At 69.3% G+C, this 22,342-nt stretch carries 15 protein-coding genes; 9 read left to right on the forward strand and 6 right to left on the reverse strand.

What is annotated here, in order from left to right; all coding sequences use genetic code 11:
• Window positions 1-390: 390 nt before the first annotated feature.
• Together OEJ36_RS19280 and OEJ36_RS19285 are read right to left on the reverse strand one after the other, a co-directional pair.
• A complete protein-coding gene (locus OEJ36_RS19280; protein ID WP_263402894.1) occupies window positions 391-1,728 on the reverse strand; it encodes a TldD/PmbA family protein in 1,338 nt (445 codons plus the stop codon).
• Window positions 1,728-3,158, reverse strand: a complete 1,431-nt coding sequence (locus OEJ36_RS19285; protein WP_031287584.1) for a TldD/PmbA family protein — start codon at window positions 3,156-3,158, stop codon at window positions 1,728-1,730. Before OEJ36_RS19285 ends, OEJ36_RS19280 begins: the two co-directional genes overlap by 1 nt.
• 233 nt (window positions 3,159-3,391) lie before the next feature.
• Between OEJ36_RS19285 and OEJ36_RS19290 the strand changes: the two genes are divergently transcribed.
• From OEJ36_RS19290 to OEJ36_RS19305, 4 genes are all read left to right on the forward strand, one after another.
• Window positions 3,392-4,684, forward strand: coding sequence for an MdtA/MuxA family multidrug efflux RND transporter periplasmic adaptor subunit (locus OEJ36_RS19290; RefSeq protein WP_411861037.1), 1,293 nt, complete (start codon window positions 3,392-3,394; stop codon window positions 4,682-4,684).
• Entirely contained in the window at window positions 4,681-7,776 is a 3,096-nt protein-coding gene (locus OEJ36_RS19295) for an MdtB/MuxB family multidrug efflux RND transporter permease subunit (protein WP_263402897.1), read from the forward strand. Before OEJ36_RS19290 ends, OEJ36_RS19295 begins: the two co-directional genes overlap by 4 nt.
• Before the next feature lie 121 nt (window positions 7,777-7,897).
• On the forward strand, window positions 7,898-11,005 hold the full coding sequence (locus OEJ36_RS19300; RefSeq protein WP_263402899.1) for an efflux RND transporter permease subunit: 3,108 nt from the start codon (window positions 7,898-7,900) through the stop codon (window positions 11,003-11,005).
• Window positions 11,002-12,489, forward strand: a complete 1,488-nt coding sequence (locus OEJ36_RS19305) for an efflux transporter outer membrane subunit (protein WP_263402900.1) — start codon at window positions 11,002-11,004, stop codon at window positions 12,487-12,489. The genes OEJ36_RS19300 and OEJ36_RS19305 overlap by 4 nt, the downstream gene beginning before the upstream one ends.
• A gap of 235 nt (window positions 12,490-12,724) precedes the next feature.
• Here the strand turns inward: OEJ36_RS19305 and OEJ36_RS19310 are convergent, their stop codons facing one another.
• Window positions 12,725-13,576 (reverse strand): LysR family transcriptional regulator, encoded by an 852-nt coding sequence (locus OEJ36_RS19310; RefSeq protein ID WP_263402901.1) that lies wholly within the window; start codon window positions 13,574-13,576, stop codon window positions 12,725-12,727.
• Between the two features lie 103 nt (window positions 13,577-13,679).
• On the opposite strand from OEJ36_RS19310, the gene OEJ36_RS19315 reads away from it, so the two are divergent.
• Genes OEJ36_RS19315 through OEJ36_RS19325 form a run of 3 tightly spaced genes read left to right on the forward strand, consistent with a single transcriptional unit; the run spans window position 13,680 to window position 16,003 of the window.
• Complete coding sequence (locus OEJ36_RS19315; RefSeq protein ID WP_263402903.1) at window positions 13,680-14,342, forward strand: ankyrin repeat domain-containing protein; 663 nt, start codon at window positions 13,680-13,682, stop codon at window positions 14,340-14,342.
• A gap of 13 nt (window positions 14,343-14,355) precedes the next feature.
• Window positions 14,356-14,817, forward strand: coding sequence for a nucleoside deaminase (locus OEJ36_RS19320; RefSeq protein ID WP_263402904.1), 462 nt, complete (start codon window positions 14,356-14,358; stop codon window positions 14,815-14,817).
• Window positions 14,804-16,003: a CynX/NimT family MFS transporter gene (locus OEJ36_RS19325; protein ID WP_263402906.1), complete on the forward strand. Its 1,200-nt coding sequence runs from the start codon at window positions 14,804-14,806 to the stop codon at window positions 16,001-16,003. The genes OEJ36_RS19320 and OEJ36_RS19325 overlap by 14 nt, the downstream gene beginning before the upstream one ends.
• A gap of 6 nt (window positions 16,004-16,009) precedes the next feature.
• On the opposite strand, the gene OEJ36_RS19330 is transcribed toward OEJ36_RS19325, so the two are convergent.
• Window positions 16,010-17,014 carry a TRAP transporter substrate-binding protein gene (locus OEJ36_RS19330; protein WP_263402907.1) on the reverse strand — a complete coding sequence of 335 codons (1,005 nt, stop codon included), beginning with the start codon at window positions 17,012-17,014 and terminating at the stop codon, window positions 16,010-16,012.
• A gap of 392 nt (window positions 17,015-17,406) precedes the next feature.
• Between OEJ36_RS19330 and OEJ36_RS19335 the strand changes: the two genes are divergently transcribed.
• Both OEJ36_RS19335 and OEJ36_RS19340 read left to right on the forward strand, forming a co-directional pair.
• Window positions 17,407-18,150, forward strand: a complete 744-nt coding sequence (locus tag OEJ36_RS19335) for an SDR family oxidoreductase (RefSeq protein WP_263402908.1) — start codon at window positions 17,407-17,409, stop codon at window positions 18,148-18,150.
• Window positions 18,151-18,287: 137 nt separating this feature from the next.
• Window positions 18,288-20,333 carry a WG repeat-containing protein gene (locus tag OEJ36_RS19340; RefSeq protein ID WP_263402909.1) on the forward strand — a complete coding sequence of 682 codons (2,046 nt, stop codon included), beginning with the start codon at window positions 18,288-18,290 and terminating at the stop codon, window positions 20,331-20,333.
• On the opposite strand, the gene OEJ36_RS19345 is transcribed toward OEJ36_RS19340, so the two are convergent.
• Window positions 20,322-21,659, reverse strand: coding sequence for a heavy metal sensor histidine kinase (locus tag OEJ36_RS19345; protein WP_317891590.1), 1,338 nt, complete (start codon window positions 21,657-21,659; stop codon window positions 20,322-20,324). The genes OEJ36_RS19340 and OEJ36_RS19345 overlap by 12 nt on opposite strands.
• Complete coding sequence (locus OEJ36_RS19350; protein WP_263402911.1) at window positions 21,659-22,339, reverse strand: heavy metal response regulator transcription factor; 681 nt, start codon at window positions 22,337-22,339, stop codon at window positions 21,659-21,661. Before OEJ36_RS19350 ends, OEJ36_RS19345 begins: the two co-directional genes overlap by 1 nt.
• Between the last annotated feature and the right edge of the window lie 3 nt (window positions 22,340-22,342).

Below are 22,342 nucleotides of genomic sequence, written 5' to 3' on the forward strand. Positions count from 1 at the left end.
CCTACGAGGCGTGCCAGGACTGACCGGTCGGCTCCGTAGGGCGGGGGAAACCCGCGTGGTGGTGGGTCGGGGTGTCGGGTTTCACCCGACCTACGAGGGGCTCGGTGCCGTAGGTTGGCGCCGAGCGCAGCGAGGCCCAACGCAGCGATGTGTGGCCTCGCTGCGGGCATTCCTTGTGGGAGCGGCTTTAGCCGCGAAGGGCTCACCGCCGGCACCGGGCTGCGAGTGGGCGGGTGTTTCATCGCGAATGAATTCGCTCCCACGGGTTCGAGCAACAGCTTCGCGAGCAGAGCTCGCTCCTACGAGGCGTGCCAGGACTGACCGGTCGGCTCCGTAGGGCGGGGGAAACCCGCTCCCGGGCTGAAGCCCGGGCTACGGGGGAGTGTGGCGCTATAGCGTGAGCTGCAGGCGCTTGACCAGGGCGCCGGGGAGGAGGGAGGAGAGGGTCTGGCGTTCGTCGTAGGTGCTGGCGGAGAGGCGCAGCTGGCGTTCGGCGGTGAGGGCTTCGAGCTGGTCGCCGAGGAGGTCGAAGAGGCTGTCGTCGAAGCGCATGGTGCTGACCGGCGCCTGGATGCGCCCGTCCTCCACCCAGAAGGTGGCGAAGCGGGTCATGCCGGTGATGCGGGCGGCGGGCAGGTCGGACCAGTTGAGGTACCAGAGGTTGCCGATGTAGAGGCCGGTGCCGAGGGCGGCGAGGGCGTCGGCTTCGGGCAGGGTGCCGGCGTCCATCACCAGGGCCAGGGGATTTTCGTCGCCGCTGGCGCCGTTGCCGGGCAGGCCGTATTCACGGGCGCTGCGTGAGCCCACCAGGCGGCCGGTGAGGCGGCCCCGCTGGATGAGCGCGACGTCGCTGCGCGGCGAGCCCTCGGCGGTGAAGGGTGGCGAGAGGGCTCCGGCCACTTGTTCGTGCAGGCCCAGCAGCGGGCTGAAGCGGGCGCCGTCGTCCAGGCGTTGTAGCGGGCTTTCCTTGCTGGCCAGGGCGCGGGCGGAGAAGCCGCCCCAGCAGAGCATGCCGGTGATCTCCTCCAGCGCCGCCGGGGCGATGTAGGCGCGGTAGCCGCCCGGGGCGAGGATGCGCAGCGGCTTGCCCAGGTGCTCCAGCTGGGCGCGGGCGGCGGCGAAGCGGCGGAGGAATTCCTCGTCGTTCCAGCCCTGGCCGGCGTAGTCGGCCTTCACCGCCTGGCCGTTGGCGTGGAACAGGCTGAAGTCGAAGTTGAAACAGTGGGCGCTGTGCCAGCCGAAGGCGCCCCAGCTGTTGGCGAAGCCCCGGTAGAGCGGGCCGGCGGCGTAGATGCCGACCATGTCCAGCCCCTCGGCGGCGGCGCTGATGCAAGGCAGCACGGCGGCCGGGTCGGGCAGCGGCTGGCTGTCGACATGGCGGCGCTGCCAGGGCGTGCGGTCGGGCATCAGGTAGGGGTCGGGCGGCAGCTGGCCGATCACCGCGCGCAGGCGTTCGAGGCCGTCGGCCAGGCGCTGGCGGTCTTCGTCCGGCTGGCCGGAGAGGGTGACGGCCATCTGCGCCTGGCGCTCGGCGGCGATCAGCTGCAGGGTGGCGCCGGCCTGGGACACATGGCCGGCCTGGCGCACGCGGGCGTGGTTGAAGCGGATGAAGTCGGATTCCTCGGCGCTGTACCAGAGGGTGAAGTCTTCGCCGGGGCGCATGGCCTGGCGCAGGGAGTCGGCGAGGGCGGCGAAGCCGGCTTCGCGGGAGTCGATATGGACGCTCATCAGGCGGCACCTCCGAATACGTCGACCTGGCTGAACACGCAGGCGGGGGACGCATGGCCCACCCGCACCACCTGGTTGGGCTCGCCCTTGCCGCAGAAGGGCGTGCCGAGCACCTCGAAGGTGCTGGCGTCGCCCACTGCGGCGAGGCTGCGCCAGAAGCTGGCGGAGATGCCCCGGTAGTTGGGGTTCTTCACCACGCCCTTGAGCTCGCCGTTTTCGATGAGCTGGCCCCATTCGCAGCCGAACTGGAACTTGTTGCGCGCGTCGTCGATGGACCAGGAGCGGTTGGTGGTCATCAGGATGCCGCGCTCGATGCCGCCGACCAGTTGCTCCAGGCGCTGGTTGCCGGGCTCGATGTTGAGGTTGGCCATGCGGTCGATGGGCGCGCGGTTCCAGTTGCAGGCGCGGCTGTTGGCCACGCCCGGCAGGCCGCTGCGTTGCTGCGAGAGGGCGCCGCCGAGGGGGCGCAGGAGCAGGCCCTTCTCGATCAGCAGGGTTTTCTGCGCGGCGCTGCCGTCGTCGTCGTGGCCGTAGCTGGCCAGCTCCTCGGGGATGCCCGGGTCGAAGCTGACGTTGAGCAGCGCCGAGCCGTACTGGTAGTGACCGAAGTCCTCCTGGCGGATGAAGCTGGTGCCGGCGTAGTTGCGCTCGTCGCCGAGGATGCGGTCCAGCTCCAGCGGGTGGCCGATGGATTCGTGGATCTGCAGCATCATCTGCTCGGGCATCAGCAGCAGGTCGCGCGGGCCTTCCGGGGTGTTGGGCGCCAGCAGCAACTGCAGCGCCTCGTCGGCCACGCGGGGTGCCGAGCCGCGCAGACCGAGGCGCTGGATGACCTCGGCGCCGCCCTGCTGGCCGCCGTGGTAGCCACCGAAGCTGCGGGTCTGGCTGTCGTGGCCGTCGAAGGCGGTGACGCTGGCGCCGGGGTAGACGAACTGCAGTTCCTGCCAGTGCTCGGCGCCGGCGCTGTTGAGGTAGAGCTGCTCGTGGCGGTTGACGCTGAGCAGCAGCGTCCAGTTGACCAGGCGCGGGTCGGCGGGCACCGCGGCGGACTCCTCGCGCAGCAGCTCGATGCGCTCGGCGATGCCGGGCAGCGGGGTGTCGAGGCCCGGGGAGCGGTACTCGGCGCGGCCCTGGGGCGGGGCGACGCGGGCGTCCACCAGGTTGTGCGGGGCGATCAGCCGGGCGCGGGCTTCGGCCAGGTCGAGGGCGCGCTGCAGGCCTTCGGTGCTGAGGTCGCTGGTGGCGGCATAGGCTTCGACGCCATCGATGCGCACGCTGAGCATGGCGCCCAGGTCGCTGGAGAAGAACGGCGGCTCGGCGACATTGCGCCGTACCCGGCAGTGCTCGCCGCTCTGGCGGACGATGCGCAGGGCGTGGAAGTCGGCGCGGCTGCGCAGGGTGGAGAACTGCTGCTTGAGTCGTTCGAACACGGGGCGCTCCCAATAATCGGCAAGGCAAGCGCGCATGGTCGCGCGGGGCGGCTTGATGGACAAGAGCGGGCGCGGAAAGGAGATGTGACATTTGCGCAGGGAGCCGCCAAGGGCCGCCACCGCTCAAGGGCGCGCCATCGCTGCGGTAAGGAATGGGTAAATAGGCGGTAAAGAGACTTTGCCTATGGGCGCCGAGTGCTTATCGTGCACGCTCTCGCACAGACCGACCCTGAATCATGTCCTCGATACAAGACTCGCGCCCCCGTCCTTCCCGCAACTGGCTGATCATCACCCTCTGCCTGGCCGCCCTGGTGGCGCTGGTGTGGTGGTTCTGGCCGGCCTCGTCCAAGCACCCGGAAGGGGAGGCGACCCGCACCCGACCCGGCCCCGCCGGCATGGCGCGCCCGGGCTTCGGCGCGTTCGGCGGGCCGGTGCCGGTGCGCGTGGCCGCCGCCAGCGAAGGTGACTTCCCGGTGTTCTACAAGGCACTGGGCACCGTGACCTCGCTGAACACGGTGAACGTGCGCAGCCGGGTCAACGGCGAGGTGATGAAGCTGGCCTTCGAGGAAGGCCAGCAGGTGAAGGCCGGCGACCTGCTGGCGGTGATCGACCCGCGCCCCTATGACGTGGCGCTGCAGCAGGCCGAGGGCACGCTGCTGCAGAACCAGGCGCAGCTGAAGAACGCCGAGATCGACCTGGCGCGCTACCGCGGCCTGTACGCCGAGGACAGCATCGCCAAGCAGACCCTGGACACCCAGGAAGCCCTGGTGGGCCAGTACAAGGGCACGGTGAAGGCCAACCAGGCCGCGGTGGCCGATGCCAAGCTCAACCTCAGCTTCACCCAGGTGCGCGCCCCGGTATCCGGCCGCGTGGGCCTGCGCCAGGTGGACCTGGGCAACCAGGTCAGCTCCGGCGATACCACGCCGCTGGTGGTGATCACCCAGACCAAGCCCATCAGCGTCACCTTCACCCTGCCGGAGAACCAGTTGCCGGCGGTGGTCACGCGCTTCCGTGCGGGCAATGCCCTGGCGGTGGAAGCCTGGGACCGTGGCGACACCCTGAAGCAGGCCGAGGGCGTGCTGCAGAGCCTGGACAACCAGATCGACACCGCCACCGGCACCCTGAAGTTCAAGGCGCGCTTCGCCAACGAGGGCGAGACGCTGTTCCCCAACCAGTTCGTCAACGTGCGCCTGCTGGCCGACACCCTCAAGCAGTCGGTGCTGATCCCGTCCGCCGCCGTGCAGTTCGGCAGCCAGGGCACCTTCGCCTACGTGATGGACGGCGACAAGAAGGTGCGCGTACAGGCCCTGGAAACCGGCCCGAGCGATGGCGAGCGCACCGTGATCAAGGCCGGGCTCAAGGTCGGCGAGCGCGTGGTGCTGGAAGGCACCGACCGCCTGCGCGACGGCAGCGAGGTGGAGGTGGTGCACGACAGCGACCAGGTACCGACCCAGCCCAGCGAGCAGCTGCAAGGCGCGGACAAGGGCGCCGAGAAGGGCGGCAAGGCTGAAAAAGGCGGCGTATGAACATCTCCCGCCTGTTCATCCTGCGGCCGGTCGCCACCACGCTGAGCATGCTGGCGATCCTCCTCGCCGGCCTGATCGCCTACCGCCTGCTGCCGGTTTCGGCGCTGCCGGAGGTGGACTACCCGACCATCCGCGTCATGACCCTGTACCCGGGCGCCAGCCCGGACGTGATGACCAGCGCCGTGACCGCGCCGCTGGAGCGCCAGTTCGGGCAGATGCCGGGGCTGACGCAGATGTCGTCCACCAGCTCCGGCGGCGCCTCGGTGATCACCCTGCGCTTCAGCCTGGAGGTGCAGCTGGACGTGGCCGAGCAGGAAGTGCAGGCGGCCATCAACGCGGCCAACAACCTGCTGCCCAACGACCTGCCGGCGCCCCCCGTCTATAACAAGGTCAACCCGGCCGACACCCCGGTGCTGACCCTGGCGGTGAGCTCCAAGACCCTGCCGCTGCCGCAATTGCACACCCTGGTCGACACGCGCATGGCGCAGAAGCTGTCGCAGATCAGTGGCGTCGGCATGGTCAGCATCGCCGGCGGCCAGCGCCAGGCGGTGCGGATCAAGGTCAACCCGGAGGCGCTCGCCGCCAACGGCCTGAACCTGTCCGACGTGCGCTCCCTGGTCAGCGCGTCCAACGTCAACCAGCCCAAGGGCAACTTCGACGGCCCGACCCGCACCTCGATGCTGGACGCCAATGACCAGCTGAAGTCGCCGGAGGAATACGCCAACCTCATCCTCGCCTACCAGAACGGCGCAGCGCTGCGCCTGAAGGACGTGGCGACCATAGTCGAGGGTGCGGAGAACGAACGCCTGGCCGCCTGGGCCAACCAGAACGAGGCGGTGCTGCTGAACATCCAGCGCCAGCCCGGCGCCAACGTCATCGAGGTGGTGGACCGCATCCAGGAACTGCTGCCGAAGATGACCGCCAACCTGCCGGCGGGCCTGGACGTGGTGGTGCTCACCGACCGCACCCAGACCATCCGCGCTTCGGTCACCGACGTGCAGCACGAGCTGCTGATCGCCATCGCCCTGGTGGTGATGGTGACCTTCCTGTTCCTGCGCCGGGTCAGCGCCACGCTGATCCCGTCCATCGCCGTGCCGCTGTCCCTGGTGGGCACCTTCGGGGTGATGTACCTGGCCGGCTTCTCGGTGAACAACCTGACGCTGATGGCCCTGACCATCGCCACCGGCTTCGTGGTGGACGACGCCATCGTCATGCTGGAGAACATCGCCCGCCACCTGGAGGAGGGCGCCACGCCGCTGGAGGCCGCGCTCAAGGGCGCCCGGCAGATCGGCTTCACCCTGATCTCCCTGACCTTCTCGCTGATCGCCGTGCTGATCCCGCTGCTGTTCATGGCCGATGTGGTCGGGCGGCTGTTCCGCGAGTTCGCCATCACCCTGGCGGTGGCCATCCTGATTTCCCTGGTGGTGTCGCTGACCCTGACGCCGATGATGTGCGCGCGACTGCTCAAGCCCGAGCCGGAAGAGAAGGAACAGGGTCGCTTCTACCGCGTCAGCGGTGCCTTCATCGACGGCATGATCGAACGCTATTCCCACGGCCTGCGCTGGGTGCTGCGCCACCAGCCGCTGACCCTGCTGGTGGCGGTCGCCACCCTGGGCCTGACCGTGGTGCTCTACCTGGCGGTGCCCAAGGGCTTCTTCCCGGTGCAGGACACGGGCGTGATCCAGGGCATCACCGAGGCGCCGCAATCGGTGTCGTTCCGCGCCATGAGCGAGCGCCAGCAGCGCCTCGCCGAACTGGTGCTGAAGGACCCGGCGGTGGCCAGCCTGACGTCCTACATCGGCGTCGACGGCGACAACGTCACCCTCAACAGCGGGCGCATGCTGATCAACCTCAAGCCCCACGGCGAGCGTGACCTCACCGCCAGCGAGGTGATCCAGCGTCTGCAGCCGCAGCTGGACAAGCTCAGTGACATCCGCCTGTACCTGCAGCCGGTGCAGGACCTGACCATCGAGGACCGGGTCAGCCGCACCCAGTTCCAGTTCAGCATGGAATCCCCGGACGCCGACCTGCTGCGCGAGTGGACCGGCAAGCTGGTGGACGCCCTGAGCCAGCAACCGGAGCTCTCGGACGTGGCCAGCGACCTGCAGGACAAGGGCCTGCAGGTGTACCTGGACATCGACCGCGACATGGCCGGGCGCCTGGGGGTGGAGATTTCCGCCATCACCGACGCGCTCTACGACGCCTTCGGCCAGCGGCAGATCTCCACCATCTTCACCCAGGCCAGCCAGTACCGCGTGGTGCTGGAGTCGGCCACTGGTGACCGCATCGGCCCGCAGGCGCTGCAGCAGCTGCGCGTCGCCGGCACCGACGGCGTGCAGGTGCCGTTGGCCACCCTGGCGCGCATCGAGGAGCGGCAGACGGAGCTGGCGATCAACCACATCGGCCAGTTCCCGGCGGTGAACCTGTCGTTCAACCTGGCCCCCGGCGTCGCCCTGGGCGAGGCGGTGGCGGTGATCGAGCGGGTGCAGCAGGAGATCGGCATGCCGGAAGGCATCCAGACCCGCTTCCAGGGTGCGGCGGCGGCCTTCGAGGCCTCGCTGTCGAGCACGCTGCTGCTGATCCTGGCGGCGGTGGTGACCATGTACATCGTCCTGGGCGTGCTCTACGAGAGCTACATCCACCCGGTGACCATCCTCTCCACGCTGCCCTCGGCGGGCGTCGGCGCCTTGCTGGCGCTGCTGCTGTCGGGCAACGACCTGGGCCTGATCGCCATCATCGGCATCATCCTGCTGATCGGCATCGTCAAGAAGAACGCGATCATGATGATCGACTTCGCCCTGGAGGCCGAACGCAACCAGGGCATGAGCCCCGAGGACGCCATCTACCAAGCCGCGCTGCTGCGCTTCCGGCCGATCCTGATGACCACCCTGGCCGCGTTGTTCGGCGCCGTGCCGCTGATGCTCGCCACCGGCTCCGGCGCGGAGCTGCGCCAGCCCCTGGGCCTGGTGATGGTCGGCGGTTTGCTGGTCAGCCAGGTGCTGACGTTGTTTACGACGCCCGTTATTTATCTGGCCTTCGATCGGTTGTCGCGGCGCTTCGCCGGCCGCAGTGCGGCGGGGGTGGAGGTATGACGGGCGTCAGCGGCAAGTTGCAAGCTTCAAGCTGCAAGGGGTTGTGCGCGGCTGAGGACGTCGGTGTTGGCTTGCTCTTTTCTTGCGGCTTGAAGCGTGTCGCTTGGAGCTGTGTTCAGCCATGAACCTATCCGCCCCGTTCATCCACCGCCCCGTCGCCACCATGCTTCTGAGCCTGGCCATCATGCTGCTGGGCGGCATGAGTTTCGGGTTGTTGCCGGTGTCGCCGCTGCCGCAGATGGATTTCCCGGTGATCACGGTGCAGGCGAGCCTGCCCGGGGCGAGCCCGGAGATCATGGCGTCCAGCGTGACCACGCCGCTGGAGCGCTCGCTGGGGACCATGTCCGGCGTCACCCAGATGACCAGCCGCACCAGCCAGGGCTCGACGCGGATCATCATCCAGTTCGACCTGGACCGTGACATCAACGGCGCCGCCCGCGATGTGCAGGCGGCCATCAACGCCTCGCGCAACCTGCTGCCCAGCGGTATGCGCAGCATGCCCACCTACAAGAAGGTCAACCCGTCCCAGGCGCCGATCATGGTGCTGTCGCTGACCTCCGACGTGCTGGAGAAGGGCCAGCTGTACGACCTGGCCTCGACCATCCTGGCCCAGAGCCTGTCCCAGGTTAAGGGCGTGGGCGAGGTGCAGATCGGCGGCAGTTCGCTGCCGGCGGTGCGGGTCGAGCTGGAGCCGCAGCTGCTCAATCAGTACGGCCTGTCCCTGGACGATGTGCGCAGCCGCATCGCCGCCGCCAACCAGCGCCGCCCCAAGGGCGCGGTGGAGGACGACGCGCGGCATTGGCAGGTGGGCGCCAACGACCAGTTGGAGAAGGCCGCCGACTACGCGCCGCTGATCCTCCGCTACCAGGAGGGTTCGGCCCTGCGCCTGGGCGATGTGGCCCGGGTCCGCGATGCGGTGGAGGACCGCTACAACAGCGGCTTCTTCAACGACGAGAACGCGGTGCTGCTGGTGATCAACCGCCAGGCCGGCGCCAACATCATCGAGACCATCGAAAGCATCAAGGCGCAGCTGCCGACCTTGCAGGCGGTGCTGCCGGCCAGCGTCAAGCTGAACCAGGCGATGGACCGCTCGCCGGTGATCCGCGCCACCCTGCACGAGGCCGAGCGCACCCTGCTGATCGCCGTGGTGCTGGTGATACTGGTCGTCTACCTGTTCCTCGGCAGCCTGCGCGCGTCGCTGATCCCGGCGCTGGCGGTGCCGGTGTCGCTGGTGGGCACCTTCGCGGTGATGTACCTGTTCGGCTTCTCCCTCAACGTGCTGTCGCTGATGGCGCTGATCCTCGCAGCCGGGCTGGTGGTGGACGACGCCATCGTGGTGCTGGAGAACATCTCGCGGCATATCAACGACGGCATGCCGCCGTTCAAGGCGGCGCTGCAGGGCACCCGCGAGGTGGGCTTCACCCTGCTGTCGATGAACCTGTCGCTGGTAGTGGTGTTCGTTTCCATCCTGTTCATGGGCGGCATCATCGACCGCATGTTCCGCGAGTTCTCCCTGACCCTGGCGGCGGCCATCCTGGTGTCGCTGCTGGTGTCGCTGACGCTGACCCCGATGCTCTGCGCGCGCTGGCTCAAGCCCCACGTGCCGGACAAGGACAGCCGCATGCAGCGCTGGAGCGAGGCCATCCACGAGCGCATGACGCGGCTCTACGACGTGACCCTCGGCTGGGCCCTGCGCCACCCGCGCCTGACCCTGCTCAGCCTGTTCATCACCATCGGTCTCAACGTCGCGCTCTACGTGGTGGTGCCCAAGACCTTCCTGCCGCAGCAGGACACCGGGCAGCTGATCGGCTTCATCCGTGGCGACGACGGCCTGTCGTTCAGCGTGATGCAGCCGAAGATGGAGATCTTCCGCCGCGCCGTGCTCAAGGACCCGGCGGTGGAAAGCGTCGCCGGCTTCATCGGCGGCAGCGGCGGCATCAACAACGCCTTCATGATCGTGCGCCTGAAGCCGATCAAGGAGCGCAAGCTGTCGGCGCAGAAGGTCATCGAGCGCCTGCGCAAGGACATGCCCCTGGTGCCCGGCGGCCGGCTGATGCTGATGGCCGACCAGGACATCATGGCCGGCGGCTCCCGCGAGCAGCGCAGCTCCCAGTACGAGTACGTGCTGCAGGCCGAGGACCTGGGCGACCTGCGCACCTGGCTGCCCCAGGTGACCGCCGCGCTGAAGTCGCTGCCGGAACTGACCGCCATCGACGCGAAGGAAGGCGAGGGCGCCCAGCAGGTGACCCTGAAGGTGGACCGCGAGACGGCCAAGCGCCTGGGCATCGACATGAACATGGTCACGGCGGTGCTCAACAACGCCTACAGCCAGCGGCAGATCTCCACCATCTACGACAGCCTCAACCAGTACCAGGTGGTGATGGAGGTCAACCCGAAATACGCCCAGGACCCGGCCACCCTCGAACAGGTGCAGGTGATCACCGCCGACGGCCAGCGCGTGCCGCTGTCGAGCTTCGCCAGCTACGAGCGCAGCCTGGAAGAGGACCGGGTCAACCACGAGGGCCAGTTCGCCTCGGAGAGCATCTCCTTCGACCTGGCGCCGGGCGTGAGCCTGGACCAGGCCACCGTGGCCATCGAGAAGGCGGTGGCGGCCATCGGCATGCCCAGCGCCGTGGTCGCGCGCCTGGGCGGCACCGCCGACGCCTTCGCCGACACCCAGCAGAACCAGCCGTGGATGATCCTCGCCGCGCTGGTGCTGGTGTACCTGGTGCTGGGCATCCTCTATGAGAGCTACATCCACCCGCTGACCATCCTTTCGACGCTGCCGTCGGCGGGGGTGGGCGCGCTGTTGACCATCCAGCTGCTGGGCGGCGAGTTCAGCCTGATCTCGCTGCTGGGGCTGTTCCTGCTCATCGGCATCGTCAAGAAGAACGCCATCCTGATGATCGACCTGGCCCTGCAGCTGGAGCGCAACGACGGCCTGTCGCCGGCGGAGTCGATCCACCGCGCCTGCCTGCTGCGCCTGCGGCCGATCCTGATGACCACCCTGGCCGCCATCCTCGGCGCGGTGCCGCTGCTGATCGGCGGCGCCGAGGGCGCGGAGATGCGCCAGCCGCTGGGCGTGACCATCATCGGCGGCCTGGTGCTGAGCCAGATCCTCACCCTTTACACCACCCCCGTGGTCTACCTGTACCTCGACCGCCTGCGCCATCGCTTCAACCGCTGGCGCGGCGTGCGTACCGACGCTTCGCTGGAGACACCGCTATGAGTCCGCAAACCCGCCGTCTGTTCCCGGTGCTGGCCCTGGCCATCGCCCTGGCCGGTTGTGCCATCGGGCCGGATTACCAGCAGCCCGACCATGCCGTGCCCGCCCAGTTCAAGCATGCCGAAGGCTGGAAGGCCGCCGCGCCCGCCGACGCCCTGACCCGTGGCGCCTGGTGGGAGCTGTACGGCGACACCACCCTGAACGACCTGCAAAAGCGCCTGGAAACCTCCAACCAGACCCTGGCGCAGTCCGTCGCCCAGTTCCGTCAGGCCCAGGCGCTGGCCCGGGGCGCGCGTGCCTCGTTCTTCCCCTCGGTGAGCGCCAACGCCAGCAAGACCCGCTCCGGCCAGGGCGGGAGCAGCAGCACCGTGCGCCTGTCCGACGGTTCCACGGTCACCAGTGGCGGCAGCGGCGGCATCTCCAACAGCTACAGCGCCACCCTCGGCGTGAGCTGGGAGCTGGACCTCTGGGGCAAGCTGCGCCGCCAGCTGGAAGCCGACAGCGCGAGCATGCAGGCCAGCGCCGCCGACCTCGCCGCCGTGCGCCTGAGCCAGCAGTCCGAGCTGGCGCAGAACTACCTGCAACTGCGGGTGATGGACGCGCAGAAGCGCCTGCTGGATGCCACGGTACAGGCCTACGAGCGCTCGCTGAAGCTCACCGAGAACCAGTTCCGCGCCGGCATCGTCACCCGGGCTGACGTGGCCCAGGCGCGCACCCAGCTGAAGAGCACCCAGGCCCAGGCCATCGACCTCAAGTACCAGCGCGCCCAGCTGGAGAACGCCATCGCCGTGCTCATCGGCGTGCCGCCGGCCGAGTTCGACCTGGCCGAGGTGGACAGCGTGCCGGGCCTGCCCCAGGTGCCGGCGCTGGTGCCCTCGCAACTGCTGGAACGCCGCCCGGACGTGGCCTCGGCCGAGCGCAAGGTGATCGCCGCCAACGCGCAGATCGGGGTCTCCAAGGCCGCCTACTACCCCAGCCTCAACCTCAGCGCCACCGGTGGCTACCGCAGTGGCGGCCTGAGCGACTGGATCAGCACGCCGAACCGCTTCTGGTCCATCGGCCCCGAGTTCGCCCTCAACCTGTTCGACGGCGGGCTGATCCGCTCCCAGGTCGACCAGGCCGAAGCCAGCTACGACCAGACCGTGGCCAGCTACCGCCAGACCGTGCTCGACAGCTTCCGCGAGGTGGAGGATTACCTGGTCCAGCTCAGCGTGCTGGAAGAGGAGAGCGGCGTGCAGCAGGAGGCCCTGGAATCCGCCCGCGAGGCCCTGCGCCTGGTCACCAACCAGTACAAGGCCGGCCTGCAGGACTACAGCAGCGTGGTCTCCAGCCAGGCCACCGCCCTGTCCAACGAACGCACTGTGCTCAGCCTCACCGGCACCCGCCTCACCGCCAGCGTCCAGCTCATCGCCGCCATGGGCGGCGGCTGGGAGCAGGCGAAGCTGGAGCAGGTGGATTCCGACGACGAGGGGCAGCCGGCGCCCTGAGCGGGGCGGCTGGCACGCCGCCCATCCCCCGGACTGAAGCCCGGGCTACATCCTGTCCGTAGGATGGGTAGAGCGAAGCGAAACCCATGTGGTTGTGCGGTGCCCAATGCCTCTGTGCATGGGATCGGCTTCGCTCGGTGGATGAAAAGAGCGCCATCCACCCTACGCAGCGGTCACGTCCATCCGTCGTGGGAGCGAATTCATTCGCGAATAGCGTTCGTGCCGGGCATCGCGGTTATTGGCTCCCCCCACCACAAAGCCTGACCAGGCGCTCTTCCAGCTCACGGCCGGCGCTGCCTTGGCCGGGGCGGCTGTAGAGGGCGAGGCGTACGCCCTGGATGTCGGGCAGGCCGCTGCTGGCGTCGAGCACGCGGTGCTGGGCGGTGGCGATGCGCAGGGGTAGCAGGCTGATGCCGAGGCCGGCGGCGACGGCGGAGCAGACGCTGGCGAGGCTGGCGCTGGAGTAGGCGATGCGCCAGCGGCGGCCCTGCACGTCGAGGCCGTGGAGCATCTCGTTGCGGTACAGGCCGCCGGCGGGGAAGGCCACCAGGGGCAGGGGCTCGCGGCCCAGCACCGGGTTGTCGCGGCTGTCGAACCAGCCCATGGGCTCCGGCCAGGAAGCGAGGCAGTCGTCGCTGTCGCCCATCTGCTTGACCAGCAGCAGGTCGAACTCACCCCCCTGCCAGGCGCGGCGCAGGTCGGGGCCGAGACCGCTGGTGACCTCCAGGCGTGTGCCGGGGTGGTTGGTGGCGAAGGCGGCCAGCAGCGGCATCAGGCGTTCGGCGGCGAAGTCCTCGGGCACCCCCAGGCGCAGCACACCGACGCTTTCCAGGTCGCCCATGGCGTCGCGCGCCTCTTCCTGCAGGGCGAGCAGGCGCCGTGCATAGCCCAGCAGGCGCTCGCCTTCGACCGTGGCCACCACGCGGCGCTGGCTGCGGTCGAGCAGGCGGCAGCCGGCGTCGGCTTCCAGGCGACGCAATTGCTGGCTGACGGTGGATTGGGTGAGGTGCAGGCGCTCGGCGGCGCGGGTGAAGTTGCCGCAGTCGGCCACTGCCACGAAGCTGCGCAGGAGTTGCGGGTCGAACATGGCTGATCATTCCTATTGCCACTGATTGGCATGGATATATTTAATTTCATAATACATCAGGCGCTCGCCATACTCGCGGCTCGATCATCGAAGGAGAGTTGCAATGTGGCATTGCACATCGCTTTTGCGGGCGGCCTGGCTGGCCGGGCTGTTCTGGACGGGCTCGCTCATGGCCGCTGACAACGATCTGCTGCGCGCCGTGCGTGACGGACAACTGCCGGCTGTGGAGCGCCTGCTGCAACAGGGCGCGGCGGTCGACGTCACGGGCGCCGGCGGCAATACGCCGTTGTTGCTGGCGACTGCAGGCAACCAGGTGGCGATCGCCCGGCGCCTGATTGAGGCCGGCGCCGATGTGAACCGCAAGAACCGCATCCAGGACAGCGCCTACCTGCTGGCTGGTGCCAGCGGCCATGAGGACATCCTGGCCCTGACGCTCGCCCACGGCGCCGACCTGCGCAGCACCAACCGCTACGGCGGCACGGCGCTGATCCCCGCGTGCGAGCGGGGCCACGTGGGCGCGGTGCGCCTGCTGATCGACGCTGGGGTTGATCTGGACCACGTCAACAAGCTCGGTTGGACCTGTCTGATGGAGGCCATTGTGCTGGCCGACGGCGGCGAGGCACATCAGCGCATCGTGGCGATGCTGATCGAGGCGGGCGCCGATCTGAATCTGCCCGACGGCGGTGGTGTCAGCCCTTTGAAACAGGCTGAGCGCCGAGGCCAGCACGCCATCGCCAATCTGCTTCGCGAAGCGGGCGCATCCTGAGAACGGAGGTTTCATGCAAGACGATCAAGGCTACCTGCAGCGGGCCGTAGCGCTCGCTCGCGACAACCTGGAGGCGGGCGGCCGCCCGTTCGGTGCGCTGCTGGTGAAAGACGGCGCGGTGCTGGCCGAGGCGGTGAACGAGATCCACCTCAGCGGCGACCCCACCGCCCACGCCGAGCTGCTGGCCATGCGTGCCGCCAGCCAGAGCCTGGGCCCGCGCCTGGAGGGCTGCGTGATCTACGCCAGCGGCCAGCCCTGCCCAATGTGCCTGGCCGCCATGCACCTGAGCGGCGTGAGCCGCGCGGTGTTCGCCATCGCCAATGAAGAGGGCGAGCCCTTCGGTCTCTCCACGGCGGCCATCTACCAGCAGTTGGCGCTGCCCCTGGCGCAGCAGCGCCTGCCGGTGCGGCACCTGCCCCAGGCGGGCGCCACCGCGCTCTACCAGCGCTGGAAGGACCTGCATGCACAAGGCTGAAACCCGCACCCCGCTGGTCGCCTGGCTGCTGTTGGTGGCCCTGGGCCTGAACCTGCGGCCGATCCTCGGTTCGGTGAGCCCGCTGTTGGGCGAGATCCGCGCGGCCACCGGCCTGAGCTTCCAGGGCACGGCGCTGCTGACCACGTTGCCGGTGATCTGCATGGGCCTGGTGGCCCTGGCGGCGGTGCGCCTGGAAGCGCGTTTGGGCGAGCGACGTGGCGTGGCAATCGGACTGGCGTTGATCTTCAGTGCCTGCCTGGCCCGCTGGCTGTGCGACCAGGGCGGCGCGCTGCTGGGTACGGCGCTGCTGGGTGGCATTGGCGTGGCGCTGATCCAGGCGCTGGTGCCGGCGGTGATCAAGCGCCAGTTCGCCGGCCGCGTGGCCCTGGCCATGGGGCTGTATTCGGCGTCGCTGATGAGCGGCGGCGGGCTGTCGGCCTTGCTCAGCCCGGTACTGGCCGGGCATTTCGGCCACTGGCAGGCGGGGCTGGGCTTCTGGCTGGTGCCGGCGGCCCTGGCCTGGGTGCTGTGGTTGTGGCTGCCCATGGCGGGCAGCGCGGCACCGCGCGTGGCGGGCGGCGGGCCGAGGCTGCTGGGAGACCGCCGCGCCTGGACGCTGGCGCTGTACTTCGGGCTGATCAACTGCGGCTACATGAGCATGGTGGCCTGGCTGCCGGCCTTCTATCAGCAATTGGGCTGGAGCCCGACCCGCAGCGGCTCCCTGCTGGCCTTCATGACGGTGTTCCAGGTGCTGGCCGCGTTGGTGATGCCGGCCCTGGCCCAACGCAGTGTGGACCGCCGTCCGCTGTTGATGCTGTGCCTGGCGGCCCAGGCGGTGGGCTTCGCCGGGTTGGTGTGGATGCCGCAGCAGCTGACCCTGCTGTGGGTGGCGCTGATCGGCTTCGGCCTGGGCGCGTGCTTCGCGCTGAGCCTGATCCTCACCCTCGACCATCGCCGTGACCCGCGCGAGGCGGGGCAACTGGCGGCCTTCGTGCAGGGCATCGGCTTCCTGATCAATGCGGTGTCGCCCTGGCTGACGGGCTGGCTGCGGGAGGTGACGGGCAGCTTCACCAGCGCCTGGGTGGTGCTGGTGGTGATGGTGCTGGCGATGCTGGCGCTGACCCGGGTGTTCAGCCCGGCCAGCTATGGGATGGCGCCGGGCGGCGAGGTGCCGGCCCGGGCCTGAGGCGGGTTACTGCGACTGCTTGCGGTTGACGATCTGCGCGGCCTTGACGATGTCGGCACCGATGGCGGGGGTGAACTGCTCCCACACCGGTTGCATGGCGGTGCGCCAGGCCTGGCGTTCCTCGGGGGTGAGGGTGACCAGCTGGGTCTTGCCGCTGCTCTGGATGCGCTGGCGATCGGCCAGGTTCTGCTGCTCGGCGGCGTGGTTCACCGCGAAGGTGACCTCGTCGATGATGGCTTCCAGCTCGGTACGGGTCTTGTGCGGGATGGCGTACCAGGTGCGCGAGTTGGTCACCAGCATGTAGTCCAGCACGCCGTGGTTGGTTTCGGTGATGAAGGGTTGCACGGTGTGCAGCTTCTGGCTGTAGAGGTTGGACCAGGTGTTCTCGGTGCCCTGGACCTTGCCGCTCTGCAGCGCCGCGAAGGCTTCGGCGAAGGGCATCGGCACGGCCTTGGCGCCGAGCTGGGCGAACTGCGCTTCGAGCACGCCGGAGGCCTGGATGCGGAAGGACAGGTCACGGGCGTCTGCGGGGGCGCGCAGGGCGCGATTGGCCGACATCTGCTTCATGCCGTTGTGCCAATAGGCCAGGCCGACGATGCCCTTGTCTTCCATGGAGCGCAGCAGCTGGCGGCCCTTGGCGCGCTTCTGGAAGCGGTTGACGGCTTCGAGGTCGTCGAACAGGAAGGGCAGGTCGAATATCTGCAGCTGCTTGGTGTACTGGTCGAACTTGGCCAGCGACGGGGCCAGCAGGTCCACCTTGCCGTCCGCCAGGGCCTGCAGCTCGTCGGCGTCGCCGAACAGCGTGGAGTTGGGGTAGACCTCCACCTTCACCTGGCTGCCGAGGCGTTCTTCCACCAGCTTCTTGAACATGAGTGCGCCTTGGCCCTTGGGCGTGTCGTCGGCGACCACGTGGGAGAAGCGCAGGGTGATGGGGGCTTCCTCCGCAGCGGCAGCGAAGCCGGTGGGCAGAGTCAGTGCGCAGGCCAGGACGGCGATGTACTTCTTGATCATTGATGTCCCTTTCTTGTTATCGGGCAGATAAATGCGCCTTCGCCGGTGAGCGAGGGCGGTGGGCGTGGCGGCGTCCATCGGGGGAGGCCGGCCACGTCCCTGTCGTTAGCGTAGTTGCCGCTTCGGTTTTCAGCCGGGCGGATGCCGGGCAGGGGGTGGCGGGTGGCCATGGACTGCCGGCGGATCGGCAATTATCTCCCAGGTACGTGGGTGCAATGAGCGGAGCACTGCTCAGTTCTGGCAAATAGCCGGTGGTGCGGGTGACGTGTCGTCGGCTGGCCGCGTCGGCGGCGCCTCTGGCGGATGACCGGCATCACGGCCGCGACCCCGCCAGCTATACCCAGTGGAGGCCCGGCCTGCCTGAAGTCGCCGTGGCCTCCCGGAGGGAATCCATGCCGCACCCTGCCAGAACCGCAATCGTCACGGGCGCCTCCAGAGGGATAGGTGCCGCCATCGCCCGACGCCTTGCCGCCGACGGCTTCCAGATCGTCGTCAACTATGCCGCCCGCCCCGAGGCCGCCGAACAGGTGGTGCGCTCGATCATCCAGGCCGGAGGCCGGGCGTACGCCATCCTCGCGGACGTCAGCGACCCGGCGGCGGTGGCCGTGCTCTTCGACCAGACCGAGCTGGAGTACGGCGAGGTCGATGTGCTGGTGAACAACGCCGGGATCATCCAGCCCGGCCTGGTGGACCTGGCCGATACCAGCGAGGCGCTGTATGACCGGATTTTCGCGGTCAACACCCGCGGCACCTTCAACACCATGAAGCTGGCCGCGCAGCGCCTGCGCGATGGCGGGCGGATCATCAACTTCTCCACCAGCGTGGTGGGCCTGGCGTTGCCGGGCTACGCCGCCTATGCCGGCTCCAAGGCGGCGGTGGAGGCCATGGGCCGGGTGTTCGCCAAGGAGCTGCGCGGCCGCGGCATCACCGTCAACTGCGTAGCGCCGGGGCCTACCGCCACCGAGCTGTTCCTCGACGGCAAGGACGCGGAAACCGTGGCGCGCCTGGCCAACCTGGCGCCCTTGCAGCGTCTCGGCCAGCCGGAAGACATCGCCGGGGTGGTGGCCTTCCTCGCCAGCGAGGAGGGCGGCTGGATCAACGGCCAGACGCTGCGGGTCAACGGCGGCATCGTCTGAGCCGTCCCGCCTGACCTTTCAGCAAAGCGAGGAAAAACCCCGGCAAGCCCTGTACAGTCGCGCCGCAGCATTCGCTGCCGCTCGTCGTCGAACGCACGGCGGGTGGTCGATCGATACGGGGTGCAGGGAGTGGTTGCATGGTGAAGGGAGGCAAGGCGCTGCTGTGGGGCCTGGCGCTGATGATGGGCGGCACGGGCGCTGCCGAGGCGGCGTCGCAGCTGCTCTGCAGCATGCGTTGGTCGAGCGCCAACGAGGCGGTCGACCAGCGTCTGGGCGGTGACTGCATGCTGGTGACGGCGAAGGGGGCGCTGCAGGTGCCGCAACTGTTCCAGCAGGTGGGTGGCGGGTTGCAGGCCGGGCGCTTCGCCTTCAAGCGCGACGAACTCTGGGGCTATGCCGATGACGCGGGGCGGGTGCTGGTGGCGCCCGGCCTGAGCATTGCCCGGCCCTTTGTCGAAGGGCGGGCGATGGTTTGCCGCGAGGAGGCCGAGCGGCGCTTCTGTGGCTACCTGGGCCTGGATGGCAAGCCGGCGTTCCCCTTGATCGAGGGGCTGTATTTCCTCCGTGACTACCGTGGCGGCCAGACCCTGGCGGCGCCCGATGGTGGCCGGGGCAATTTCATGATGGACAGCGCCGGGGTGCGCCAGGAGCTGGGAGCCAGCGCGGCCGGCCGTTGCAACACCTGGGTGCTGGAGACCCGCTCCGCCCGTGCCCTCGGGCGCTTGCCGGCGGATGGGCGGCTGCCGGTGCCGGGAGCCGATGCGCAGCACCCGCTGGGCGATTGCGCCCAGGCGCTGGAGGCGGTGCCGCCCCTGGAACTGGACCTGCCGGCGCTGTTCAGCGAGTGGCTGCACCTGCAGGTGACCCGTGTGCACCCCTTGAACGAAGGCGTGCGGGTGATGGCGACGGACGGGCCCTGGGGCTGGGGCCTGCTGGATGAGCAGGCGAAACCGTTGTTCGGCCCGGCGCCAAGGTTGTACAGCGAGCCGCTCGACCTGAGCCTGCGCGAGGGCCTGCTGCCCGTGCGCCTGCCCACCGGGGAGAACCTGGGGCAGGTGCAGTCGCCGAGTACGGTGCGTTTCATGGCGGCGGACGGCAGCTACCCGCTGCCGGGGGATTTCGAGGATGCCCACGGCTTCCACGAGGGCCTGGCGGCGGCGCGTTCGCCGCAGAACCACTTGTGGGGTTTCATCGATCACCAGGGAGCCTGGGTGATCGCCCCGAGCTACCCGGCAGTGATCGACGATTTCGATGAGGGGCGGGCGGTGGTGACCCTGCCGCTGCCCTACGAGCGCAGCGTCGAGGCGCTGATCGACCGCAGCGGGCAGGTGCTGGCCCGTTACGACGAGCTGCTGGCGCGCCATTTCCCCGACCCGCAGCTGGAGCAGTTGCCGGGGCCGCTGCCGTTCCTGCCCTGCGTGCTGAACGGTGCGAACTACCTGTCGCCAGAAGAACGGCGGGTGGCGCTGGAGGGGCTGGGCGGCGACTGGGCGGGCCTGTGCGTGGACGATCAATTGCGGATGAAGGCGCAGCAGATGGCGCTGCGCTTGCACGGCAGCCTGGCGCCGGACCGCTCGATCCTGCAGTGGTCCGCTGCCCTCGATGCCTGGCTGGCGCGCTTGCGGGCCTGCAAGGCCGACACCGGCTGCCAGCGGACGCTGCTGGACGAGGGACTGAGCGACCCGCGCTGGACGCAGGCGGTGGCCCCGGAAGGCGGTCTGGCCTTGCCGGAACTCCCGGGCAAGGTGCCGGAGCCCCTGCAGCAGCGCCTGCGCCAACAGGTGGCGCAGTCGGGCAACTACTCGCCCGAAGACGAGGACATGGGCGATGGCTGGGGCAAGGCGAGCCTGTGGTTCGGCCGGGTCGACCTGGGCGAAGGCCGGCCGGGCGTGCTGGTGTCGCAGAACGTGCAGCGCAGCAACGCCCATTGGCTGTTCGCGGTGGATGACCCAGGCGAGCCGCAACTGCTGCTGGAAGGGCAGGGCATGCTCGGCGCGGTGAGCGGGCCGCTGAGCCAGGGCCATGTGCCGGTGCGCATGTATGCGGACCAGGGGGAGGGGGTTTCCGACTGGCGCTTCAACGGCTCGACCTATGTGCTGGAGGCGTCCTGCTGGCAGGCCTGGGGCGTGGATGTGCTGCTGAGCTACGACTGCCAGCCCGCCGGCCCCGATTCAGGGCGCTAGCGGGAACTCCAGCACGAAGCGCGTCCAGCCACCGGCCGATTCGCAGCGGATGGCGCCGCCGTGGGCGTGGACGATGGAGCGGGTGATGGCCAGGCCGAGGCCGGCGTGCTCCGCCTGGCCTTCACGGCGCGCCGGGTCGCCACGGAAGAAACGGTCGAACAGCCGCGGCAGCAGTTCGGCGGGGATCGGGGTGCCGTCGTTGGCCACTTCCAGGCGCACCTGGCCGGCGTCCTGCTGCACCAGGAGCTGGATGTGCCCGCCCGGCGGGGTGAAGCGCAGGGCGTTGTCGATCAGGTTGGACAGGGCGCGGCGCAGCAGGGCGCGGTCGGCCGGCAGGCGGGCGTCGCCCTGGCGGGTGAGGGTGACCTGGCCATCCTCGGCCAGGGGCGCGAAGAATTCCGCCATTGCGTCCAGCTCGGCCCCCAGCTGCAGGGGCTCCAGGCGGGTGGGGAGCAGGCCGTGCTCGGCCTTGGCCAGGAACAGCATGTCGTTGACCATCTGCGCCAGGTGCTGCAGCTCTTCGAGGTTGGAGTGCAGGGCTTCGCGGTAGGCGTCGCCGTCGCGGGGCTGGGCGAGGGTGACCTGGGTCTGGGTGAGCAGGTTGGACAGCGGCGTGCGCAGCTCGTGGGCGATGTCGCTGGAGAAGGCCGAGAGGCGCTGGAAGGCGTCGTCGAGGCGGCCAAGCATGGCGTTGAAGGCCTGGGTGAGGCCAGCCAGCTCGGCAGGCAGCCGGTCGTCGGCCAGGCGCGTGGTGAGCGAGCTGGCGGAGACGCCGGCGGCGACTTCGGTCATCCGCCGCAGGGGGCGCAGGCCGTTGCGCACGGCCCAGGCGCCGAGCAGGGCGGTGGCCAGGGCGCTGAGGCCGACGGTGAGCCAGATCAGCCGCTGCATGCGTTCGAGGAAGTGCTGGTGGTGGGTGATGTCCAGGCGCAGTTCCAGCCGGGGCGATTGCGCGCGCTCCGGCTCCAGGGGCGCGTCGAAGCGGCGCCAGGCGGTGTCGCTGTGGCTGTCATGGCCGGCGCCGGAGACGGCCTGGCTGTCGAACCAGGGTTCGCCGTCGGCGCCGAGGATGCGCAGGGCCAGGTCGGGGTGGCGTTCCAGCTCGGTGCGCAGTTCGTCTTCGTGGCGGCCGATGGCTTCGGCGTTGCGCGCCGGGCCGAGGATGCTGCGGAACACCTCGACCTTGCCGGCCAGCAGTTGCTGGTCGAGTTCGACGAAGTGCGCGGCGCTGGCGCGGTCGAAGAGCAGGCCGGCGATCAGCGAGACGGCGGCGGTGCAGGCGGCGAACAGCAGGCTGAGGCGGGCGCCGAGGGACAGGCGGCGCATCAGGCGTCCCGCGCCTCGAGCACGTAGCCCATGCCGCGCACGGTGTGGATGAGCTTGGTCGACCAGGCGTCGTCGACCTTGGCGCGCAGGCGGCGGATGGCGACCTCGATGACGTTGGTGTCGCTGTCGAAGTTCATGTCCCAGACCTGGGAGGCGATCAGCGACTTGGGCAGCACCTCGCCGTGGCGGCGCAGCAGCAGTTCCAGCAGGGCGAATTCCTTGGCGGTGAGGTCGATGCGCTGGCCGTCGCGCTCGACCCGGCGGCGCAGCAGGTCGAGGCGCAGGTCGGCCAGTTGCAGGCTGGTTTCCTGCTGGCCGGTGGCGCCCCGGCGCAGCAGGGTGCGCACCCGGGCCAGCAGCTCGGCGAAGGCGAAGGGCTTGACCAGGTAGTCGTCGGCGCCCTGTTCCAGGCCGCGCACGCGGTCTTCCACGGCGTCGCGGGCGGTGAGGAACAGCACGGGGATCTCCAGGCCGGCGTCGCGCAGGGCGCGCAGGACCTGCCAGCCGTCGCGGCCGGGGAGCATGACGTCGAGGATCACCAGGTCGTAGTCGCCGGTGAGGGCCAGGTGCTGGCCGGCAATGCCGTCGCTGGCGAGGTCGGCGAGGAAGCCGGCTTCGCCCAGGCCCTGGCGCAGGTAGTGGCCGGTCTTGGGTTCGTCTTCGACGATCAGCAGTTTCATGGG

The organism is Pseudomonas sp. PDM13 (assembly GCF_025685765.1).
Lineage (GTDB): Bacteria > Pseudomonadota > Gammaproteobacteria > Pseudomonadales > Pseudomonadaceae > Metapseudomonas > Metapseudomonas solani.